Source organism: Pseudomonas sp. RIT411 (assembly GCF_003057735.2).
GTDB classification, from domain to species: Bacteria; Pseudomonadota; Gammaproteobacteria; order Pseudomonadales; family Pseudomonadaceae; genus Chryseomonas; species Chryseomonas oryzihabitans.
On sequence record NZ_QBIZ02000012.1, the window covers coordinates 14,578 to 30,847 of the forward strand.

17 protein-coding genes are annotated in these 16,270 nt (G+C 66.7%); 9 read left to right on the forward strand and 8 right to left on the reverse strand.

Annotated features, from left to right (window positions below):
• The first annotated feature begins 52 nt into the window (after positions 1-52).
• Positions 53-319, forward strand: coding sequence for a hypothetical protein (locus DBY63_RS16455; RefSeq protein WP_108581639.1), 267 nt, complete (start codon positions 53-55; stop codon positions 317-319).
• A gap of 51 nt (positions 320-370) precedes the next feature.
• On the opposite strand, the gene DBY63_RS16460 is transcribed toward DBY63_RS16455, so the two are convergent.
• Positions 371-2,428, reverse strand: a complete 2,058-nt coding sequence (locus DBY63_RS16460) for a methyl-accepting chemotaxis protein (protein WP_177411464.1) — start codon at positions 2,426-2,428, stop codon at positions 371-373.
• Between the two features lie 180 nt (positions 2,429-2,608).
• Between DBY63_RS16460 and DBY63_RS16465 the strand changes: the two genes are divergently transcribed.
• A complete protein-coding gene (locus DBY63_RS16465) occupies positions 2,609-3,181 on the forward strand; it encodes a xanthine phosphoribosyltransferase (protein WP_027597415.1) in 573 nt (190 codons plus the stop codon).
• Positions 3,182-3,184: 3 nt separating this feature from the next.
• Positions 3,185-3,589 (forward strand): YkgJ family cysteine cluster protein, encoded by a 405-nt coding sequence (locus DBY63_RS16470; RefSeq protein WP_027600650.1) that lies wholly within the window; start codon positions 3,185-3,187, stop codon positions 3,587-3,589.
• Positions 3,590-3,743: 154 nt separating this feature from the next.
• On the opposite strand, the gene DBY63_RS16475 is transcribed toward DBY63_RS16470, so the two are convergent.
• Positions 3,744-4,058: a YkgJ family cysteine cluster protein gene (locus DBY63_RS16475; protein WP_027597413.1), complete on the reverse strand. Its 315-nt coding sequence runs from the start codon at positions 4,056-4,058 to the stop codon at positions 3,744-3,746.
• A 129-nt stretch (positions 4,059-4,187) separates the two neighbouring features.
• On the opposite strand from DBY63_RS16475, the gene DBY63_RS16480 reads away from it, so the two are divergent.
• A complete protein-coding gene (locus DBY63_RS16480; RefSeq protein WP_027597412.1) occupies positions 4,188-5,891 on the forward strand; it encodes a penicillin-binding protein 2 in 1,704 nt (567 codons plus the stop codon).
• 206 nt (positions 5,892-6,097) lie between these two features.
• Here the strand turns inward: DBY63_RS16480 and DBY63_RS16485 are convergent, their stop codons facing one another.
• From DBY63_RS16485 to znuA, 4 genes are all read right to left on the reverse strand, one after another.
• A complete protein-coding gene (locus DBY63_RS16485) occupies positions 6,098-6,550 on the reverse strand; it encodes a thioesterase domain-containing protein (RefSeq protein ID WP_007159880.1) in 453 nt (150 codons plus the stop codon).
• A 61-nt stretch (positions 6,551-6,611) separates the two neighbouring features.
• Entirely contained in the window at positions 6,612-8,006 is a 1,395-nt protein-coding gene (locus DBY63_RS16490) for an ATP-binding protein (RefSeq protein ID WP_028700289.1), read from the reverse strand.
• Positions 8,003-8,680, reverse strand: coding sequence for a response regulator transcription factor (locus tag DBY63_RS16495; RefSeq protein ID WP_007159882.1), 678 nt, complete (start codon positions 8,678-8,680; stop codon positions 8,003-8,005). The genes DBY63_RS16490 and DBY63_RS16495 overlap by 4 nt, the downstream gene beginning before the upstream one ends.
• A 518-nt stretch (positions 8,681-9,198) precedes the next feature.
• Complete coding sequence (gene znuA, locus DBY63_RS16500; protein ID WP_108581640.1) at positions 9,199-10,209, reverse strand: zinc ABC transporter substrate-binding protein ZnuA; 1,011 nt, start codon at positions 10,207-10,209, stop codon at positions 9,199-9,201.
• 65 nt (positions 10,210-10,274) lie between these two features.
• Between znuA and DBY63_RS16505 the strand changes: the two genes are divergently transcribed.
• From DBY63_RS16505 to znuB, 3 genes are read left to right on the forward strand one after another with little or no spacing between them, the layout of a single operon-like run.
• Positions 10,275-10,760: a Fur family transcriptional regulator gene (locus DBY63_RS16505; protein ID WP_027597410.1), complete on the forward strand. Its 486-nt coding sequence runs from the start codon at positions 10,275-10,277 to the stop codon at positions 10,758-10,760.
• Entirely contained in the window at positions 10,757-11,527 is a 771-nt protein-coding gene (gene znuC / locus DBY63_RS16510) for a zinc ABC transporter ATP-binding protein ZnuC (protein WP_027597409.1), read from the forward strand. The genes DBY63_RS16505 and znuC overlap by 4 nt, the downstream gene beginning before the upstream one ends.
• Positions 11,520-12,305 carry a zinc ABC transporter permease subunit ZnuB gene (znuB, locus tag DBY63_RS16515; protein WP_017642327.1) on the forward strand — a complete coding sequence of 262 codons (786 nt, stop codon included), beginning with the start codon at positions 11,520-11,522 and terminating at the stop codon, positions 12,303-12,305. The genes znuC and znuB overlap by 8 nt, the downstream gene beginning before the upstream one ends.
• Before the next feature lie 5 nt (positions 12,306-12,310).
• Here znuB and DBY63_RS16520 read toward each other — a convergent pair whose 3' ends face one another.
• Positions 12,311-13,267, reverse strand: a complete 957-nt coding sequence (locus DBY63_RS16520) for a sulfonate ABC transporter substrate-binding protein (RefSeq protein WP_108581641.1) — start codon at positions 13,265-13,267, stop codon at positions 12,311-12,313.
• Positions 13,268-13,463: 196 nt separating this feature from the next.
• On the opposite strand from DBY63_RS16520, the gene DBY63_RS16525 reads away from it, so the two are divergent.
• Complete coding sequence (locus DBY63_RS16525; protein WP_027600646.1) at positions 13,464-13,760, forward strand: YciI family protein; 297 nt, start codon at positions 13,464-13,466, stop codon at positions 13,758-13,760.
• 303 nt (positions 13,761-14,063) lie between these two features.
• Complete coding sequence (locus tag DBY63_RS16530) at positions 14,064-15,125, forward strand: acyltransferase (protein ID WP_027597407.1); 1,062 nt, start codon at positions 14,064-14,066, stop codon at positions 15,123-15,125.
• A 69-nt stretch (positions 15,126-15,194) separates the two neighbouring features.
• Here DBY63_RS16530 and DBY63_RS16535 read toward each other — a convergent pair whose 3' ends face one another.
• Entirely contained in the window at positions 15,195-16,211 is a 1,017-nt protein-coding gene (locus tag DBY63_RS16535) for a zinc-dependent alcohol dehydrogenase family protein (RefSeq protein WP_027600644.1), read from the reverse strand.
• Between the last annotated feature and the right edge of the window lie 59 nt (positions 16,212-16,270).

Genomic DNA, 16,270 nt, shown 5'->3' on the forward strand with positions numbered 1-16,270 from the left:
GCGTCAAAGCTGCTTCAATAGCCCTTTGACATCACCGTCGAGGACCCTGTCCATGAACGTGACTTCAAGCAATTCGCTCTATGCCGGGGTGCAGGCCTACCAGAACGGTAGCCGCACGGTCGAAAAGGCCGGTGCCGCCCTCGCCTCCCAAACGGCCCGCAACGAACAGGAAGCCCTGGCCGCGACCACCAACAGCCAGGCCGATCTGGCCAGCGAGCTGGTCAATCTGGATGTCGGCAAGTACCAGGCGCTGGCCGGTACCAAGGTCATGCAGGCCTCGCAGGAAACCCTGGGCCGGCTGCTCGATACCCGGGCCTGATCAGAAAGCTTTGAGTAGAAGGGGCGCCCTGAAAGGCGCCCCTTTTGCGTGCTAGCCCAGGCGGAAGCGGGTGGTGTTGGCCGTCAGGGTGCGGCTGCCCGCCTCCAGACCCACCGCCGTGCTCTGCACCGTGCGCGCATTGCCGAGCAGATCGGCCGCGGCCCCATCGATCTGCTGGATATTGCCACTGACCTGGTCGGCGGTGACCGCCTGCTGTTCGGCGGCGGTGGCGATCTGCACCAGGGTGTCGGAGACGCCCTGCACCGACTCGGCGATCTCTTCCAGCCGCCGCCCCAGCCCGGTGATCGACTGGGCATCGCTGGCGGCCTGGCCGCAGGCCTCCTGCATCAGGGACACGGCCTGGGCCACGGTGCCGCTCAGGCTGCCGACGGTCCCGGCGATCTGCGCCGTGGAAGCCTGGGTGCGCTGCGACAGCGAACGCACCTCGTCGGCGACCACCGCGAAGCCCCTTCCCTGGTCACCGGCCCGGGCCGCCTCGATGGCGGCGTTGAGCGCCAGCAGGTTGGTCTGTTCGGCGATGCCGCGGATGACGTCCACCACCTGCTGGATCTGCCCGGCCTGGGCATTGACCTGGGCCATGGCCGCAGCCGTCTCGTCCAGGCGCTGGTTGAGGCGCTGGATGCTGGCGGTGGTCTGGCGACTGTCGCTCTGGCTGGCCTCGGCGATGCCGCGCATCTGCTCGGCGCGCCCGGCGGCCTCTTCGCAACTCTGGGCCACGCCCTGGGCGGTGGCGGCCAGTTCGGTGGCGGCGGTGGCGATCTGGGTGATCTGCTGGCGCTGGGCTTCGACGGCGCCCAGCGCCGCCTCGGCCTGCTGACCCAGCTCCCCGGACGCCGTGCCCACCTGGCGACTCTCCTGCTCGACCGCCTGCAGACTGCCGCGCAGCTGCACCACGGCCAGGTCCAGGGCGCGGCCGATCTCGGCCAGTTCGTCCTGGCCAGTCACCTGGGCCGAACGGGTCAGGTCGCCGTCGCGCAGGCCTTCGGCCAGGGTGGTGATGCGCCGGGCGCTGCCACGAATGGCGGCCTGCATGCACAGCAGCAGGTAGCAGGTCACCACCAGCAGCAGGCCGAAGCCGGCGGCGATGGCGGCAAAGCTGCGCACGGCATCGGCGCCATAGTATTGCAGCCGTTGGTCCAGATTCTTCAGGGTCTGCTGGCGGAAGGTCTGCAGTCCCTGCAGGACCCCGTCCAGGGTGGTTTCGAACTGCTCCGGCTTGAGCGTGATCTCGCCGCCGAACACCCCCTGATCGAGGGTCTTGAGACTGGCGTCCAGCTGGCTGCTGAGCTTCTGGTAATCGTCCTTCCAGCCGGCCATGTCGGCGGGCAGCTTGTTGCCGAGCAGCACCGCGACCTTGGCCAGGCTCTCGCTGGAATCGCCGACGCGGGCGCGCAGGTCGCGCAACTGCAGGCGGCTCTGCAGGCTGAACTGGCCGGAGACCACACTGGCCTGACCGACGCTGGCCAGGCGGCCGAGGCGCTCGTACAACTCGACCGACTGGGTGGTGCCGATCTGCATCAGCAGGTAGGTTTCCATCCAGGGATCGAGGATGAGGCCGCTGTCCAGGGCGATCTCCTCGCGCAGCGCCTGCACGGCGCCCAGGGCGGCGGTGAATCTGTCGTAGCCGTCCGGCCACCAGCCCAGGCTGCGCAGATCGCTGACCTCCAGCCCGGCGAGCGCCTGCTGCAGGGTCTTGAAGCGCGCCTGCACATCGGCGCTGGCCCCTTCGCTCTCCAGTTGCTGTCCGAGCTGGGCGAGCCGCTCGCGCCGACTGTCGTTGCGACTTTCCAGGGCGGCGATGGCGGCCTTCACGGCCGGCGTCTCCTGGCGACTGGTGTCGATCGCCTTCCAGCGCGCGGTCAGGTTGCGCCGGAGGGTGAGTTCTTCTTCCACGGCATCCAGCCGTTGCAGCAGTCGCACGCCACTGCGCTCGCCACTGACAGTGGCCAGCTTGGCCTGGAAATCGGCGCCCAGCAGCCAGAGACTGACCGCCAGCGGCAGGATGAACAGCACCAGCAGCAGGGCGAACTTGCGGGCGAAGCCGAACTGGCTCAGCACGCGCATACCCGGTGACAACAAAACACCCATGTTCGACCACTCCTGTGCCAGCCACCGGCAAGCGTCGGCTATCCGTTGCGGATAGCTATAGGACGATTTGTCGGCAAACTAACGACTTTCTTGAAAGATAGGGCACAATCGCCGCCCTCCCGTATTCCCAGACCCGGTCCTGCACTCAGGCCCGGGCGTTGCCGTTAAAGGACCGTCCGCGTGGAACGCCTCAAAGCCAAGATTCGCAGCGAAGGCCAAGTACTCTCCGAGCAGGTGCTCAAGGTCGATGCCTTCCTCAACCACCAGATCGATCCGGCGCTGATGCGCGACATCGGTCAGGAGTTCGCCCGCCGCTTCGCCGACGCCGGCATCACCAAGATCGTGACCATCGAAGCCTCGGGGATCGCCCCGGCGGTGCTGACCGGACTGGAGCTGGGCGTGCCGGTGATCTTCGCCCGCAAGCACCAGTCGCTGACCCTGACCGACAACCTGCTGGTGGCCAGCGTCTATTCCTTTACCAAGCAGACGGAGAGCACCATAGCCGTCTCGACCATGCATCTGTCATCCGACGACCGGGTGCTGATCATCGACGACTTCCTCGCCAACGGTAAGGCGGCCAAGGCGCTGATCTCCATCATCGGTCAGGCCGGGGCCCAGGTCGCAGGGCTGGGCATCGTCATCGAGAAGTCCTTCCAGGTCGGTCGCGCCGAACTCGACGCCCAGGGCTATCGCGTCGAATCCCTGGCCCGCGTCGCCTCCCTGGCCGATGGTCAGGTCACCTTCGCCGAGTAAGCCATGGCTCAGATACTGCGCATTCTCGGGGCCGATCTCGATCGCACCGAAACCTGGATCCGTTACGACAAGGCCATGTGCCTGGACTGCGTGTCCAGCTGCTGCACCCTGCCGGTGGAAGCCCGCCTGTCCGATCTGATCCGCATGGGCGTGGTGGACGAATTCGAGAAGGGCGAGCCGCTCAAGGACATCGCCAAGCGACTCAAGAAGGACGGCGTGGTCGAGCGCCTCAACGCCAAGACCGGGCTCTTCACCCTGGTGCGGCTGTCCAACAACGACTGCGTCTACCTGCATCCCAAGACGCGGCTGTGCACCATCTACGACCAGCGCCCGGAAACCTGCCGCAACCACCCAAGGGTCGGCCCGCGCCCGGGGTATTGCGCCTACAAGCCGCAGAAGCTGCGTTGAATCCCTGAGCGCGGCCATGCCGGTGCGCCGTAGCGACCGCTCTGGCTTGGACTATCGCGGCCATGGGCCGCTCCTACAGAAGCCTCATCTCCTGTAGGAGCGGCCCATGGCCGCAATAAGACTTCCCGGCGGCCGAGCCTTTCAGGCGAGCCGCTCAGAAATCACCGCTCTCCATCGCCCTTTTCATATCCTCCCGCTCCTCCAGACATTCCGGGCCGGCCATGTCGAAGATCCGGCAGACCCAGGGCCGCACCTCGTAGATGCTGCAATTCATCTGCTCGCGATCCAGGGCGGCGCACCAGCCGTCGTCGAGGCGCTTCATGCGGGTACCGGTCCAGTCTTCCTCGATGTAGCGGGCGGGCACGCCGGCGTCGTCGAACAGCAGGACTTCCTGGCGGCAGCACCAGGCCTGACAGCTCTCGCAGGTCACGGTTGGGGTGGAAAGATCGTGCAGGGGGATGTCGCTCATGTGCGCAGTGTACCGCCCCCGACCGCCCAGCGGTTTCCGGCCGATGGCTGGAGCAGTTACCATGCGCGTCCCTGACGGTTGTAACCAGTTGTGACCATGCCCAAGCCCTCTTCTCGCGCAGGAGCCGCCATGACGGCCGCACCCCGCTATCGCTTCTATGTCGTGGTCGTCGTGCTGGTCCTGCTGACCTGCGTGGTCGCCGGCCGCATCACCTACCTCAAGCTGTTCGATGCCGCCTTCCTGGGTGACCAGGGCGATCGCCGCTCGGTGCGCCACATCGCCATTCCAGTGACCCGCGGCATGATCACCGACCGCAACGGCGCGCCCCTGGCGGTTTCCACCGAGGTGGTGACCATCTGGTGCAATCCGTCCGAGATGCAGGACAGCGCCGACCAGCTGGGGCGCCTGGCCCAGGCCATCCACAAGCCCGAAGCCGAACTGCGCAACCTGATCCTCGGCCATCCGGAAAAGCACTTCCTCTACCTGGCCCGCGCCCTGTCGCCCATCGATGGAGAGAACATCATGGCCCTCGGCGTGCCCGGGGTGCGCCAGATCAAGGAGTACAAGCGCTACTACCCCAGCTCCGACCTGGTGGCCCAGGTGATCGGCATGGTCAACATCGACGGCCATGGCCAGGAGGGCCTGGAACTGGGCTTCGAAGACTGGCTGGCCGGTCGCGGCGGGGTGCGCGAGGTACTGATCAATCCGCGCGGCTCGGTGGTCAAGAACATCCGCGTGGTGCGCCAGCCGCAACCGAGCAAGGACGTGGCCCTGTCCATCGACCTGCGTCTGCAGTTCATCGCCTATCGCGCCCTGCAGACGGCGGTGGAGAAGTTCGGCGCCCAGTCCGGGTCGGCCGTGCTGGTCAATCCCAAGACCGGCCAGATCCTGGCGATGACCAACTTCCCCTCCTACAACCCCAACAACCGCGCCACCCTGCAGATCCCCAACATGCGCAACCGCACCCTGACCGACGCCTTCGAGCCCGGCTCGGTGATCAAGCCGTTCAGCATGTCGGTGGCCCTGGCCTCGGGCAAGTTCAACGAGAACAGCACCGTGGACGTGGCGCCGGGCTGGATGACCATCGACGGTCACACCATCCACGACGTGGCCAAGCGCGGCGTGCTGACCATGACCGGGGTGCTGCTCAACTCGTCCAACATCGGCATGAGCAAGGTGGCCCTGCAGATCGGCCCGCTGCCCATCTACGAACAGCTCAGCCGGGTCGGTTTCGGCAATCCCATGGCGCTGGGCTTTCCCGGCGAGAACGCCGGCTACCTGCCCGGCCACACCAAGTGGTCGCAGATCGCCACGGCCAGTATGTCCTTTGGCTACAGCCTGGCGGTCAACGTCGCCGAATTGGCCCAGGCCTATTCGGTGATCGCCAACGACGGCCTGCTGACCCCCCTGACCCTGCTCAAGGACCAGAAGCAGCAGAGCGTCCAGGCCATGGACCCGACCATCGCCCGGCGCCTGCGCGCCATGCTCAACCACGTGGTGGAAGACGAAGGCGGCGTGATCCGCGCCCGGGTGCCCGGCTATCACGTGGCCGGCAAGTCGGGGACCGCGCGCAAGGCCGGCTCCGGCAGCTACACCGAGCACGCCTATCGCTCGCTGTTCGTCGGCATGGCGCCGGCGGCCGATCCCAAGCTGGTGCTGGCGGTGATGCTGGATACCCCGACCAAGGAAGGCTACTTCGGTGGCCTGGTCTCGGCGCCGACCTTCAGCGAGATCATGTCCGGCGCCCTGCGCGCCCTGGCCGTGCCGCCGGACAACCTGCCCGACACCAATACCGCCCAGCAGGCCAAGACCGAACCGCATTCCCACGGTTGAGCGGGCAACGGAAACGAAAAAGGGCGACCCCAGGGTCGCCCTTTTGCATGCTGTGTTACCCGGCCAGAGCTTGTTCAAAGGCTCGCGAGCTAGAGCCAGACAAGGCGAAAAGACCTGAGGAAGCGGAGTTTACGAGCGGTAAATGAGCATTCCGAAGGTCTTTTCAACGCAGTTTGGCCGACGCGCAGCAGACTTTGGACAAGCTCTCAGCGGTGCAGCACGTACTGACCGGTAAAACGTACCCCATCCTCGCCACTTTCGCTGACGATGCGCGACTGCAGGGTGATACGCGCACGACCGCGGCGGCGGAAGGTGGTCTCGAAGCGTTCCCAGGCGCGCGCCTCGGGCGGCTCGCCATAGGCCAGGGCATCGGTGGTGATGGGCCGCGGATAGCTGATCTGGCCTTCCTGGATGAGGATATGGCCTTCCTCGATGCCGGCTTCGCGCAGGCGCAGGTACAGCCAGCCCCAGCCGGCCAGCACGGCCACGCAATAGAGGCTGCCGCCGAACATGGTGCTGGCGTGGTTGATGTTGGCGTCCAGCGGGGCATGCAGCTGCAGGCGCTGCTCGCTCCAGTCGCGGACTTCCAGGCCCAGGGCCTTGGTGATGGGAATATCGTGGTGCAACAGGGATTCGAGATGACGGCAGTCGCGGCTCATGCCGGGGTCCTTACAGACAGAATTTCACTATCAGGAGCAGACGCAAGCCATGACCCATGGGTCACGTCCTGGCGCCATTGTGCACCAAGGAAGGCCGCTCCGGGGAAATGGCCGCCGGCAGGCGGAAGCGGAAGCGGGCGCCGCCCAGACTCGATTCGTCGATGGTCAGGCTGCTGCGATAGCCTTCGAGGATGTCCTGCACCACGGCCAGGCCGATGCCCTGCCCGGGGTGCCGGCTGTCCATGCGCATGCCGCGGCGCAGCACGCTCTCGCGGCGCTCGGCGGGAATCCCCGGGCCGTCGTCCTCGATGTCGAGGATCCAGTGCTCGGTGTGCCGGCGGGCACTGACCCGTACCTGGGTCAGGCAGAGCCGATAGGCGTTTTCCAGCAGGTTGCCGAACACCTCCAGCATGGCGGCTTCCTCGGCCTGCACCCGCAGATTCGGCGGCAGGTCCATTTCCGCCTGGACGCGTTTCTCGGCATAGACCTTGTCCAGGGTGCTGAACAGCGACTCCAGCAGCGGCGCCAGCTCCAGCGGCCGGCTGAGCACCGCGCCACCCTGGCGCGTGGCCCGCTGCAGCTGGTACATCACCTGCTGGTTCATGCGCTCGATCTGGGTCTGCAGGGTGCCGACCTCCTGGTCCAGCTGCGGTCGGCGGCGCAATTCCTCGGTCACCCCCTGCAGCACCGCCAGCGGCGTCTTGAGGCTGTGGGCGAGATCGCCGAGGGTGTCGCGATAGCGCTCGCGCTGCAGCCGTTCATGATCGAGCAGGCGGTTGAGCGAGCGGATCAGCCGGCTGATCTCGCTGGGCACGTTGTTTTCGTCGAGCAGCTCGCGCTGATCGGTCTCCACCGCATCGAGTTGCTGGCTGAGGCGGCGCAGCGGACGCAGGCTCCACTGCATGACCAGCGCCAGCAGCAGCAACAGGGCGCCCAGCACCCCCACCAGCCAGAGGATCACCTGGTGCAGGAAGGTGGCGCGCAGCCGCTCGTATTCCTCGGCCGGCTGCATGGTGACCACGCTGAAACCGGCCACCGGCGGATTGCCCAGCAGCACCTCGCGATCGAAGACGAAGAAGCCCTGCCCCTGGTCGTCGGTGGCCTTGACCAGCTTGACCCCGCCGCCGTCGAAGGTCGGCTTGTAGTTGGGCCGCTCCTTGATCGCCGAGCGCGAGCGCCAGAGCAGGCGGCCGTTCTGGTCGTAGACATAGCCGAGGATCGGCGAGCCGGGTCGGTCGAAGACCTCTTCGGCGATCATCTCCGGCATCGCCAGCCGGCCGTCGATGGCGCGCGCCGCACCGATCAGGGTGTTGGCGTTGGCCTCCAGCCGCGCGGCGACGAAGTTTTCCACGGTGCGGTCGAAGGCGTTGCGGATCGCCGGCACGATCAGCGCCAGGCAGACGCTGACCAGCAGGGCCGCGCTGAGCAGCAGCCGCACGCGAAAGGAACGGATCACTGGCAGCGCTCGGTGAACAGGTAGCCGCGGCCCCGGACCGTTTCGATGGGTTGCATCTGGCAGCTGGCCTCCAGCTTGCGCCGCAGGCGCCCCACCAGCACCTCGATGACGTTGCTGTCATGCTCGCCGTCATCGTCGTAGAGCTGCTCCATGAGCCGCTCCTTGGTGATCACCTGCTGGTGGTTGCGCATCAGGTATTCCAGCAGGCGGTATTCGTAGGCGGTCAGCTGCAGCGGCTGCTCTTCGTTGAAGGCCTGCTGGCGGCCCAGGTCGAGCTTGAGCGAACCGGCGCGGATGCTCGGCTGGACGAAACCCGCCGAACGGCGCAGCAGCACATTGAGGCGCGCCTCCAGCTCTTCGAACTGGAAGGGCTTGACCACATAGTCGTCCGCCCCGGCGCCGAGCCCCTCGACCTTGTCCTGCCAGCTGCCGCGGGCGGTGAGGATGAGGATCGGCAGGGTGGCGCCCTGGTTGCGCAGCTGGCGGATCAGATCGAGACCGCTCATGCCGGGCAGGCCCAGGTCGATGATGGCGAGATCGTGATGGAATTCGCGGGCGCTGTAGAGCGCTTCTTCCGCATCGGCCACGGCATTGACGACATGACCGGCTTCACCCAGACGCACCTTGAGGTGGTGGCGCAGCAGGTTTTCGTCTTCGACGACGAGGATCTTCATGCAGACTCCTGAACAGCTAACGAGACGTTCTCTGGCCGCGACTGCGCCTGTCGCGTGCTTCGCGCAGCGGCGCCCTGGTGCCGATTATGGCGCCTGGAGCCGGCCGGCGGCGAGAGCGGGAAGGGAATGGCTGGGATCACTGACTTTGTTCCGGGCAAAAAAAACCTCTCCAGTTGGAGAGGTAAGGAGCACTTCATGGGGATCGGAAACTGCCGTTGGGGGACGGCTCCGTCGCGAGACGGCTACAGGGGACCAGAGCTGACTTGGTGACCCTGTAGTGGAGTTACAAGGATGAACATCGCCAGGTCGGGTCGAAGTGTCCGGACGATCTGCCGTAGCGGGAGCTGCGCTAGGGTGAACATATCCGGGCGACCTCGGCGTTGCTGATCTGACAGTTGCAGATTAGGCCAATGGCCCTGAACGCTGCCTGAACTCGTCCTGAACGCTAGCTGAACGGCCGCGATGTGGCCCAAAGGCGACAGACGGCGACGCCTGCCGATCCGCCGCCGGGCGAGGCTTCAGGGCAGCTTGCCCAGGCAGCCGCCCAGGGTGTCGGCCACATTCTGCAGCAGCTGGGCATAGCCGCCGGCGTTGGCCGGGATGCGGGCGCCGAGGGGATCGAGTTCCACCAGGGTCACCGGCAGGCCGCTGCTCAGGGTAGTGGCGATCTTTGGCTGCAGCGGCGGCTCGGTGAAGACGCAGGTCGGCCCGGCGGCCTTGAGTTCGTCGCGCATGGCGGCCACGTGGCGCGCGCCGGGCTGGACGTCGGCGCCCAGGGCGAAGACGCCGCGATGGCTCAGGCCATAGGCTTCCTCGAAGTAGTCGAAGGCTTCGTGGAAGACGAAATAGGGCTTGCCGGCCAGCGGCGCCAGCTGGGCGCGCAGGGCCTGGTCCTTGGCGGCCAGTCCGCTTTCGAAGGCCTTGAGGTTGCTGGCGTAGCGACTGGCATTGGCCGGATCGGCCTGGCTCAGGTCGGCGGCCACGCGGGCGGCGATCACCCGGGCGTTGGCCGGACTCAGCCAGAGATGGGCATCCAGGCTGCCCGGACGATGATCGTGGTCGTGGGCGTATTCGGGCTCGCCGCCCTGTTCCTCGCCATGCGCGTGCGCGTGCTCGTTCTCGTGCTCGTGCTCGTGCTCGTGCTCGTGCTCGTCGCCGTGATCGTCGTCATGGGCGTCCGCATGCTCGGCACCGAAGCGGCGCAGGTGCAAGCCGGGCAGCTCCTGGACGGCCAGGCTGGGGCCCTGGCGCTCCTTGAGCACCGCCGGCAGGAAGGCCTCCAGATCCGGGCCGATCCAGTAGACCAGCCGGGCCTCACGCACCTGGCGCAGATCCGAGGGCCGCAGGGCGTAGTGGTGCGGCGAGGCACCCGGCGGCAGCAGCACGGCGGGCTGGCCGGCGCCGTCCTGGATCGCGGCGGCGATCAGTTGCAGGGGTTTGATGCTGGTCAGCACCTTCACCTCGGCCTGGGCGGGCAGCAGGGTGCAGGCGAGCAGCAGGGAGGCGACGAGGGGTAGGAGGCGCGGCACGTGAAAATCCCGATTCTTAAGAGAGGTGCAATATAATAACGTCCTGGCTCCCAAGGTACTGTTTCATGACCGACGCCCCCCTGGCCTTTCGGCCCCACGATCATTCGCGCTGCGTCGCCCACGCGCTGGCCGAGGCCGACGCCCTCTGCAGCCGCGCCGGCGTGCGCCTCACCGAGCTGCGCAAGCGGGTGCTGGAGCTGGTCTGGCAAAGCCACAAGCCGCTCGGCGCCTACGACATCCTGGCCGTGCTCAGCGAGCAGGACGGCCGCCGCGCCGCGCCGCCCACCGTCTACCGGGCGCTGGATTTCCTGGTCGAGAACGGCCTGGTGCACCGCATCGCCTCGCTCAACGCCTTCGTCGGCTGCAACCATCCCGGCGAGGCCCACCAGGGCCAGTTCCTGATCTGCCGCAGCTGCCAGGTGAGCATCGAGCTGGAACAGCCGGCCGTGCACCAGGCCATCCTCGACGGCGCCAGCGCCGTGGGCTTCCAGGTCGAAGGCCAGACCGTGGAAGTGGTCGGTCAGTGCGCCGCCTGCCGGAAGCAGGCATGAGCGAGGCGCTGATCCGGCTGCAGGAGGTCGGCGTGACCTTTGCCGGGCAGCCGGTGCTCGAGCAGGTCAGCCTGACCCTGGATCCCGGCCGCATCGTCACCCTCATCGGCCCCAACGGCGCCGGCAAGACCACCCTGGTGCGCAGCGTGCTCGGCCTGCTCACGCCCGATCGCGGCAGCGTCTGGCGTCGCCCGCGGCTGCGCATCGGCTACATGCCGCAGAAGCTGCAGGTGGATGCCACCCTGCCGCTGTCGGTGCTGCGCTTCCTGCGCCTGGTGCCGGGCGTGAATCGCGCCAGTGCCCTGGCCGCCCTCGGCGAAGTGGGCGCCGAAGGCGTCATCGACAGCCCTCTGCAGAGCATTTCCGGCGGCGAGTTGCAGCGGGTGCTGCTGGCCCGCGCCCTGCTCCGTCAGCCCGAGCTGCTGGTGCTCGACGAACCCGTGCAAGGCGTCGACATCAATGGCCAGAGCGAGCTGTACCGGCTGATCGGCCAGTTGCGCGAGCGCCATGGCTGCGGCGTGCTGATGGTGTCCCACGACCTGCACCTGGTGATGGGCGCCACCGACCAGGTGATCTGCCTGAATCGGCACATCTGCTGCTCGGGCCATCCCGAGCAGGTCAGTGGCGATCCGGCCTATCAGGCGCTGTTCGGCCAGAGCGCGCGCAACCTGGCGGTCTATCACCACCACCACGATCACGCCCACGACCTGCATGGCGGCGTGGTCAAGACCCCGCATGTCCATGGAGCCCACTGCAAGCATGGCTGATTTTCTGCTGTATGCCCTGCTCGCCGGTCTCGCCCTCGCCCTCGTCGCCGGTCCCCTTGGCTCCTTCGTGGTCTGGCGGCGCATGGCCTATTTCGGCGACACCCTGTCCCATGCCGCCCTGCTCGGGGTCGCCGTGGGCTTCTTGCTGGATGTCAGCCCGACCCTGACCGTCACCGTCGGCTGCCTGGCGCTGGCCGTGGTGCTGGTGGTGCTGCAGCGTCGTCGGGGGCTGGCCGCCGACACCCTGCTCGGCATCCTCGCCCACAGCACCCTGTCGCTGGGGCTGGTGGCGCTGTCGTTCATGCACGAGGTGCGCATCGACCTGATGAGCTACCTGTTCGGCGATCTGCTGGCGGTGGGTCCCGGCGATCTGCGCTGGATCCTTGGCGGCAGCGCCCTGGTGCTGGTCGCCCTGGCCTGCCTGTGGCGGCCGCTGCTGGCCATCACCGTGCACGAGGAACTGGCGCAGGTCGAAGGCCTGCCGGTGACCTGGATCCGCCTGGCGCTGATGCTGCTGGTCGCCATCGTCATCGCCGTGGCCATGAAGATCGTCGGGGTGCTGCTGATCACCTCGCTACTGATCATTCCCGCCGCCACCGCCCAGCGCCACGCCCGCAGCCCGGAGCAGATGGCCTGTGGCGCCAGCCTGCTGGGCATGGCCGCGGTGTGCCTGGGTCTGACCCTGTCCTGGTACCAGGACACCCCGGCCGGTCCCTCGGTGGTGGTGGCCGCCGCCGGGATGTTCCTGCTGGGCTATCTGCTGCCCCGCCGCGCCTAGGCCCTCTAGCGCGGCGCCTGCCAGACCGCCTGGCTGACGTCCACTGCACGGGGGATCAACCCCTGGGCCTTGAAGATGTCGGCGGTCTGCTGCTGGGTGGCGATGATCGCCGGCGTCAGCGCCGTCGCACCATAACCGGTACGCGCCTGCCAGGTGGCGATCACCGCTTCCGGCAGTCCGATCTGCTCGGCCAGGATGCGTGTCACCTCCGGCTTGTGGGTATTGGCCCAGGCACCAGCCTTGGCCAGTTCCGCCAGCAGCAGGCGGATCGCCTCGGGATGGGCGTCGGCGAAGCGGCGGGAGCCCTCATAGAAGCTGTTGGCGTGCAGCAGCCCTTTGTAGTCGGCGAGCACGCGCACCGGCTGGCTCTGCTGGATGGCCGCAAGATAAGGGTCCCAGACCACCCAGGCGTCCACCGACCCATTGACGAAGGCGGCGCGGGCATCCGCGGGCGGCAGATACACCGGCTGGATGTCCTTGAAGCTCAGCCCGGCCTTTTCCAGGGCGGCGACCAGCAGGAAGTTGGCGCTCGATCCCTTCTGCACCGCCACCTTCTTGCCTTTGAGGCCGGCGACGTCGCGGATCGGCGAGGCGGTTGGCACCAGGATGGCCTCCACCGCCTCGCTGGCCGGTTCGGCGCCCAGGTAGACCAGGTCGATCCCGGCCGCCTGGGCGAAGATCGGCGGTGGCGAGCCGGTATAGCCGACGTCGATGCTGCCGGCATTGAGCGCCTCCAGCAGTTGCGGCCCGGCCTGGAATTCGCGCCAGCTCACCTGGTAGCCCTGGGCGCCCAGGGCCTGCTCCAGGGTACCCTGGGCCTTGAGCACGGCCAGCAGACCTCCGCCTTTCTGATAGCCGATGCGCAGCGCCTGGTCGGCGGCCTGGATCGGGGCGAGCATCCCGAGCGCCAGCAACAGAACGGCGCCCCGCGCCAGCCAGCGTCGAAGAGAGGAGCGAAACATGGCGACCTTCCTTATATTCCATTTGGAAAGGTCAGCCTGGCCTATCTAGACCCGAATGTTTAATACATTTCTCTGCTAAGGCTATGCCCGGCCAGGCAGCGAGGGCCAGCCAAGGTCCGATTGACGCTGGCCCCAGGATCGCGCCACCCTGCGCCAGCGGCGACCACCGGGGTCGCCGACCCTATCGGAGCCTGCCATGCCTTTTCTGATCGAGACCTTCGACAAGCCGGACAGCCTGGCCCTGCGCCAGCAGCATCGCCCGGCCCACCTGGACTTCCTGCGCGAGAACGCCGCCGCGCTGCTGGCCTGCGGCGCCAAGCTCAGCGACGACGGCGAGACCGCCACCGGCAGCGTCTACATCGTCGATGTGGAAACCCGCGCCGAAGCCGAAGCCTTCATCGCCCGCGATCCCTTCACCAGCGCCGGACTGCCGGGCGAGGTGCGCATCACCCGCTGGCGAAAGGCGATTCTGGACGGCAAGGCGTTCGTCTAGGTGCTCTCCAGGGCGGCCTGACCGGCCGCCTCCGCCCTACCGCGAATTGGCTTAAGAATCCCTTAAACCTGGCAAAATGCCACCTTAATCAACGCCGTTCGCAGCCGTTGCAAGTTCACACTTCTAGGAATCGCTTCACAGAAAAGTGATGCAGCGCAAGAAAAGCCCGAGTTTTCCCGGCGCTACCGCAAGGAAGCTAACGAACTAGCCTAAGCTCACCGGGCTCAGATGATCTGATGCGCCGACATCCTTTCCCACTCCTGTGGAAACGCTGTCTCGCTTAGCTAGTACAGAGGACTCAGCATGACCAAGACCACGCCTGAAAAGGATCTGCGCATCGAGACGATTCGCGGCCTGGCGCTGTTTCTGATGGTAGCGGGCCACGTCATCGGCAGTTCGTCGACCCTGGGCATGAAGGTGCCCGACGACTCCGTGCTGCGCTATCTCTACGACTCTCTCGTCTATGTCCGGATGCCGCTGTTCACCGCCATCTCCGGCTACGTCTATGCCTTGCGCCCGGTGAATACCGGCAGCGACCTGTCGCGCTTCTACCAGGGCAAGTTCAAACGCATCGGGATTCCCCTGCTGGTGGTGTCGACGCTGTTCTTCGCCCTGCAGATGGCCGTGCCCAACACCAACTACAAGCCGCAGCTGACCGACATCTTCAGCATCTACTTCTTCAGCTATGCGCACTTCTGGTTCCTGCAGTCGATCTTCTGCATCTTCGTGGTGATCGCCCTGCTGGAGAAGGCCGGCCTGCTGCTGACCTTGCGCAACTTCGGCCTGGTGTTCGCCGTGGCCCTGGCGGCGTCCTTCGCCTGGGAGAGCTTCCCGGACCTGTTCAGCCTCTACAAGGCGGTGCAGCTGTTCCCCTTCTTCCTCCTGGGCCTGGGTCTCTACCGCTTCGGCGCGCAACTCATCACCCGGCGCAACGTCACCACCATGGCCGTGGCCCTGGCGATCCTGGTGATCATCGACCAGGCGTATCTGTTCGAACTGGTGGATCTCGACGAGAACGACATGGCCGTGGTCGGCACCGCCCTGGGCCTGGCCGCCATCAGCCTGCTGATCGCCCGCCGCTTCTACTTCAAGCCGCTGGCCTGGCTGGGTTATTTCTCCTTCGAGATCTACCTGTTCCACGTCTTCGGCACCGCCGGTGCCCGCATCGTGCTGAACAAGCTGCAGGTTCACGACGTCTGGGTGGTCTTTACCGTCAGCATGGTCATGGGCCTGTTCCTGCCGGTGGCGCTCAAGCTGGTGCTGGAACGCATCAGTCCGCTGCACTTCCTCAGCGTGGCCTTCTTTGGCGCCAAGACCCGGGTCAATCGGGCTACGCCGCCGCTGCAGAAGAAAGCCACCGCCTAGGCGCCCGGCTCGGACGACCCGCCATAAAAAACCCACGCCTTGGCGTGGGTTTTTTCATTGTCTGGCGGATCAGTCGACGCTGAGCACGACCCGACCCCGGGTGGGGCACTGCTCCATGCAGCGGTGGGCCTCGACGAATTGCTCGAAGGGAAAGACCTGTTTGATCTGCGCCTTGAGCAGGCGATCGCGGGTCAGCTGGTCGATGTGCTGCAGGGCCTCGCGCACCGCGGCGCAATCCGCCTCCAGACCCATCTCCGGCTGGCCGGTGAAGTCCTGGACGCAGTGGATGTAGAGCTTGAATTTCTTCTTGAAGGCCGCGCAGGCCGGCAGCGGGGTCTGATTGCCGCCATTGAGGCCGTAGAGCAGCAGCCGGCCGCGGGGCGCCATGGCCTCGCCGAGCAGCGCCAGTTGCGGACCGCCCAGGGCATCCAGGGCCACGTGCACGCCGACACCGTCGGTGATGCTGGCGATGCGGCTGACCAGATCCTCTTCCTCGGCGGCGATGACCCTTTCCGCGCCCAGTTCGCGCAGGTAGTCACGGTCGCCGGCGTCATGGGTGCTGGCGATGACCCGGGCCCCCAGGGCCTTGGCCAACTGGATGGAGGCCGGACCGCAGCAGCGACTGGCATCGGTGATCAGCACCCATTCGCCCGGTTGCAACCGGGCCTGGTGCATCAGCGCGGTATAGACGGTGAGCAGCGGGTTGTAGTGCACCGCGGCTTCCACCGGGGTAAGCACGTCCGGGTAGCGCACCAGGGAGGTGGCCGGATAGACCAGGTCATCGCCATAGGCCGGATAGCGATTGATATCGTGACCCAGGAAGCTGGCCACGCGATCGCCCACCGCCAGGTCGGCCACGCCTTCGCCCAGGGCGGTGACCACCCCGGCCAGCTCGCAGCCGAGACCGGCCGGCGGCACGGCCTGCTCGGGGGCCAGATTCTGCCGCCAGAGCACGTCGTACCAGCTCACGCCAATGGCCTGGACCCGCACCAGCACCTCGCCTGGCCCCGCCATGGGCGTGGGCCGGTCGATGCAGGCGAGCACCTCCGGCGGGCCGAATTCGGTGAACTGGATCAGGCGGGACATGGCATTACCTCGCGTTGATGCCAACCCCGGGACGTGTGCCGAGGCGGACTGCTATGACT

Bases quoted from the DNA above. Each gene is read 5' to 3' on its own strand.
- DBY63_RS16460 (WP_177411464.1), bottom strand. From the start codon at position 2,428: ATGGGTGTTTTGTTGTCACCGGGTATGCGCGTGCTGAGCCAGTTCGGC.
- DBY63_RS16485 (WP_007159880.1), bottom strand. From the start codon at position 6,550: ATGAGCCGCGACTGCCGTCATCTCGAATCCCTGTTGCACCACGATATT.
- DBY63_RS16495 (WP_007159882.1), bottom strand. From the start codon at position 8,680: ATGAAGATCCTCGTCGTCGAAGACGAAAACCTGCTGCGCCACCACCTC.
- DBY63_RS16455 (WP_108581639.1), top strand. From the start codon at position 53: ATGAACGTGACTTCAAGCAATTCGCTCTATGCCGGGGTGCAGGCCTAC.
- DBY63_RS16475 (WP_027597413.1), bottom strand. From the start codon at position 4,058: ATGAGCGACATCCCCCTGCACGATCTTTCCACCCCAACCGTGACCTGC.
- DBY63_RS16520 (WP_108581641.1), bottom strand. From the start codon at position 13,267: ATGTTTCGCTCCTCTCTTCGACGCTGGCTGGCGCGGGGCGCCGTTCTG.
- DBY63_RS16525 (WP_027600646.1), top strand. From the start codon at position 13,464: ATGCCTTTTCTGATCGAGACCTTCGACAAGCCGGACAGCCTGGCCCTG.
- DBY63_RS16530 (WP_027597407.1), top strand. From the start codon at position 14,064: ATGACCAAGACCACGCCTGAAAAGGATCTGCGCATCGAGACGATTCGC.
- DBY63_RS16480 (WP_027597412.1), top strand. From the start codon at position 4,188: ATGACGGCCGCACCCCGCTATCGCTTCTATGTCGTGGTCGTCGTGCTG.
- znuB (WP_017642327.1), top strand. From the start codon at position 11,520: ATGGCTGATTTTCTGCTGTATGCCCTGCTCGCCGGTCTCGCCCTCGCC.
- DBY63_RS16535 (WP_027600644.1), bottom strand. From the start codon at position 16,211: ATGTCCCGCCTGATCCAGTTCACCGAATTCGGCCCGCCGGAGGTGCTC.
- DBY63_RS16505 (WP_027597410.1), top strand. From the start codon at position 10,275: ATGACCGACGCCCCCCTGGCCTTTCGGCCCCACGATCATTCGCGCTGC.
- znuC (WP_027597409.1), top strand. From the start codon at position 10,757: ATGAGCGAGGCGCTGATCCGGCTGCAGGAGGTCGGCGTGACCTTTGCC.
- DBY63_RS16470 (WP_027600650.1), top strand. From the start codon at position 3,185: ATGGCTCAGATACTGCGCATTCTCGGGGCCGATCTCGATCGCACCGAA.